Source organism: Streptomyces sp. A0642 (genome assembly GCF_004795105.1).
GTDB lineage: Bacteria > Actinomycetota > Actinomycetes > Streptomycetales > Streptomycetaceae > Streptomyces.
In genome coordinates, this window is sequence record NZ_SSBL01000061.1 from 1 (window position 1) to 3,813 (window position 3,813).

Consider the following 3,813-nt stretch of genomic DNA (forward strand, 5'->3'; position numbering starts at 1 on the left):
GGTCAAACGGAGGATGCTCACCCTCCACACCCGCCAACACCTCACGCACCGACCAACCCGTGAACGGCGCCAACGCCACATCACACGCCTCAACCACCCGCCGGAAAACCCCACTCTCCTCCAGCAGGACACGCCCCATCCCCACCCACTGCGAACCCTGACCCGGAAAAACGAAGACCACCTTCCCGCGCCGCCCGGAACCACCGGTCACCACCGCGTCATGCGACCGCCCCTCAGCCAGGGCAGACAACGCCTCGACCAATTCGCCACGGCCAGCCGCGACGACACTCGCCCGCGACTCGAAATGAGTACGGTGCCGTGCAGCCGTCACCGCGATGCCGGCCGGGCTCACGTCCAGGTTCCCGGCGATCCACTCCGCCCAACGACCCGCCTGGGCCCGGACCGCTTCCTCGTTCTGTCCGGACACCACCACCGGCAACGGCCGGGCGTCCGCGGTTGCGGGTTCGGCCGGCTTCGCGACCGGCGGTTCCTCGATGATGACGTGGGCGTTCGTACCACTGAGACCGAACGACGACACACCCGCACGGCGCACACGACCAGCGTCCCGCTCCCACGCCCGGGCGTCCTGCAACAACGCCAGACCGCTGGTCTCCCACTCGACGAGCGGGCTCGGTTCCCCGGCGTGCAAGGTCTGCGGCAGCAACTCGTGCTGGAGGGCGAGGACCATCTTCATGACGCCGATGACACCGGCGGCGGCCTGGGCGTGACCGATGTTCGACTTCGACGAGCCGAGGTAGACCGGCCGGTCCTCGCTGCGACCGGGACCGAACACCTCCGCCAGCGCACCCGCCTCGATCGGGTCACCCAACGACGTCCCCGTGCCATGCGCCTCAATCGCATCGATATCAGCCGGAGTGAGCCGCGACGCCTCCAACGCGTCCTGGATCACCCGCTGCTGTGAGGGCCCGTTCGGGGCGGTCAGACCCTGGCTGCGCCCGTCCTGGTTCACCGCACTGCCCCGCAGCACCGCCAGCACCCGGTCACCATCACGCTCCGCGACCGACAGCCGCTTCAGCAGCAGTACGCCCACTCCCTCGGCCCACCCCGCACCGTCCGCGGCAGCCGAGAAAGACTTGCAACGACCATCCGCGGCCATGCCCTTGAGCCGCGAGAACTCCACGAACAACGCGGGAGTGTTCATGACCGTGGCGCCTCCGACGAGGGCGAGTTCGCACTCGCCCTGGCGCAATGCGGTGGCCGCGAGATGCATGGCGACCAGCGAGGAGGAGCAGGCGGTGTCGACCGTGACGGCAGGGCCCTGGAGGCCGAGCGCGTACGAGACCCGGCCTGAGACGACACTGCTGGCGTAACCGGTGCTGGTGTAGCCGTCGAGGGCGTCCAGGTCGTGCCCCTGGTGGCCGTAGTCGGAGGTCATGGCGCCGAGGTAGACGCCTGTGCTGCTCTCGGCCAGCGACTCGGGGCGGATGCCGGCCCGCTCCAGGACCTCCCAGGCCGTTTCGAGGACCAGCCGCTGCTGCGGGTCCATCGAGACGGCCTCGCGCGGGGAGATCCCGAAGAAGGTGGCGTCGAAGCGTTCGATGTCGTCGATGAAGCCGCCCTCGCGGGCATAGCTCTTGCCGACGGCCTCGGGGTCGGGGTCGTACACGCCCAGGCCGTCCCACCGCGACGGCAGACCACCCACCGCGTCCCCACCGGTCGACAGCAACTCCCAGAACGCCTCCGGCGTGTCGATCCCGCCCGGAAGGCGGCACGCCATCGACACCACAGCAATCGGGTCGTCTCCGGTCCCCGGCCTCCGGGCAGCGCGTGCGAGGGGGGCTTTCGGCCGGTCCGAGAGAGCGAACCTCTCCAGGAGGAGACCTGCGACGGCAGCTGGGGTGGGGTAGTCGAAGGCGAGGGTGGAGGGCAGCGTCAGTCCTGTCTCCGCCGACAGACGACGCCGCAGCTCGACCGCCATCAGGGAGTCGATCCCCAGCTCCTTGAGAACCTGTTGCGCACCGATCCCGTCCGCACCGGAGACACCCATGATCACCGCGGCCTCACGCTGGACGAGCCGGGTCAGTTCCGTCCGGCGCTCGGCCTCGGGAAGAGCCGTCAGCTGCTCGCGCAGCCCGGACGGAGTCGCGGCGGACTCTCCTGCGCGCTTGCGCCGGGCACGCAGCAGCCCTCGGTAGAGGGCCGGCACCGGTCCGCCGCTGTCCGCTTCGCGTTGCAGGGCGGCCCGCTCGATCCTTACGGGGACGAGGTGGGCGAGGGTGTGGGTGAGGGCCGCATCCAGGGCGGCCAGGCCTTGCTTCTCGGTCAGCGCGCCGACCCCTTGGCGGCGCAGCCGTGCCAGTTCCGCCTGGCCCAGTCCGGCGGTGAGCCCGATCCCGGCCTGCTGCCACAGACCCCACGACACGCTGGTGGCGGGGAGGCCTTCGGAGCGTCGACGGACGGCCAGGGCGTCCACGAACGCGTTGGCCGCGGCGTAGTTGGACTGCCCTGCCCCACCGAGTACTCCAGCGGCTGATGAGAACAGGACGAAGGCCGCGAGGTCCATGGTTCGTGTCAGTTCGTGGAGGTGGAGCGCGCCCTGGGCTTTCGGGGCCCATACGTGGGCGAGGCGTTGGGGGGTCTGGGAGGCGAGTACGCCATCGTCGAGTACGGCGGCCAGGTGGAAGACGCCGGTCCAGGGTCGTGTGCCGTCGGACAGCACGGCGGCGATCGCGTCATGGTCGGACACGTCGCATGCAACCACTTGTACGGTGTCGGCTCCGGCGGTGGTCAGCTCTGTGAGCAGTTCGTCGGCTCCGGTGGCGTCCGGGCCGCGCCGGGAGGTGAGTACGAGGTGGCGTACGCCGTGTTCGCGTACGAGGTGTGCGGCCACCGCGCGGCCGAGTTCGCCGGTGCCGCCCGTGATCAGGACCCGTCCGTCGGGGGCGAAGAGCGGTGCCGCGTCCTCGCTGCCCGCCGCAGGGACCAGCCGGGCCACCCGGACCTCACCGCCGCGTACGACGACCTCGGGCTCACCCACGACGAACGGCACCGCGACGTCGTCCGGGTCGACGTCGACAAGCCGAACCACCCGCTCCGGATGTTCGGCCCGCACCGTCCGCAGCAGACCCCACAGCGGAGCGCGGGTCAGGTCCTCGACCTCGTCGCCCACAGCCACCGCACCGCACGTAGCCCACGTCAACTCGGACGCTTCCAGACGCGGTTCGGCCAGCAGCCGCTGCGCCGTGACCAACGCGTCAGCGGTCACCTCCAGCACCTCGCCGGAAGTGTCACCCGTGGCGTCGACCACGATGTGCAGGGGCGGTTCGTTGTCTTCGTCCAGTCGTGCGAGGAGCCCGTCGGTCTGTGCGATGTGTTCCGCGTTCAGAGTGCGGGCGAGATCGCCGTTGCCGCCGAGGACCCAGGTCTGTCCTTCCGGTGCTTCCTCAGGTGCCGGGGCGGGCTGGAACTCGACGCGGTAGAGGTGCTCGGCCGGTGCGCCGGAGCGGATGCGGTCCGCCGAGGCTCGGCGCAGTTGGAGTCCGTATGCGTGGGCGACCGGGTGTCCGGCCGGGTCAGTGGCCCACAGGCTGAGGTGGTCGTGGGTGTTGTCGAGATCGATGCGTATGCGCAGTTCGGTGGCGCCGGACGCGTGGAGCTCGACACCGGTCCACTCGAACGGCAACAACGCGCCGTCCTGCGTACCCGTCTCGTTCTGTACGGCAACCAGGGTGTGCAGGGCGGCGTCCAGGAGTGCGGGGTGGATGCCGAAGTCGTCGGGCTTGAGGTGGTCGGGGAGGCGAACGATCCCGTAGGCGGTGTTGTCCTTGCGCCAGAGTTCGCTCAGGCCCTGGA

At 70.2% G+C, this 3,813-nt stretch carries 1 protein-coding gene; it reads right to left on the minus strand.

Annotation, left to right across the window (positions count from 1 at the left end; all coding sequences use genetic code 11):
* The coding region (locus tag E6R60_RS36310; RefSeq protein ID WP_136330998.1) for a type I polyketide synthase at positions 1-3,813 on the minus strand (3,813 nt) is incomplete at both ends.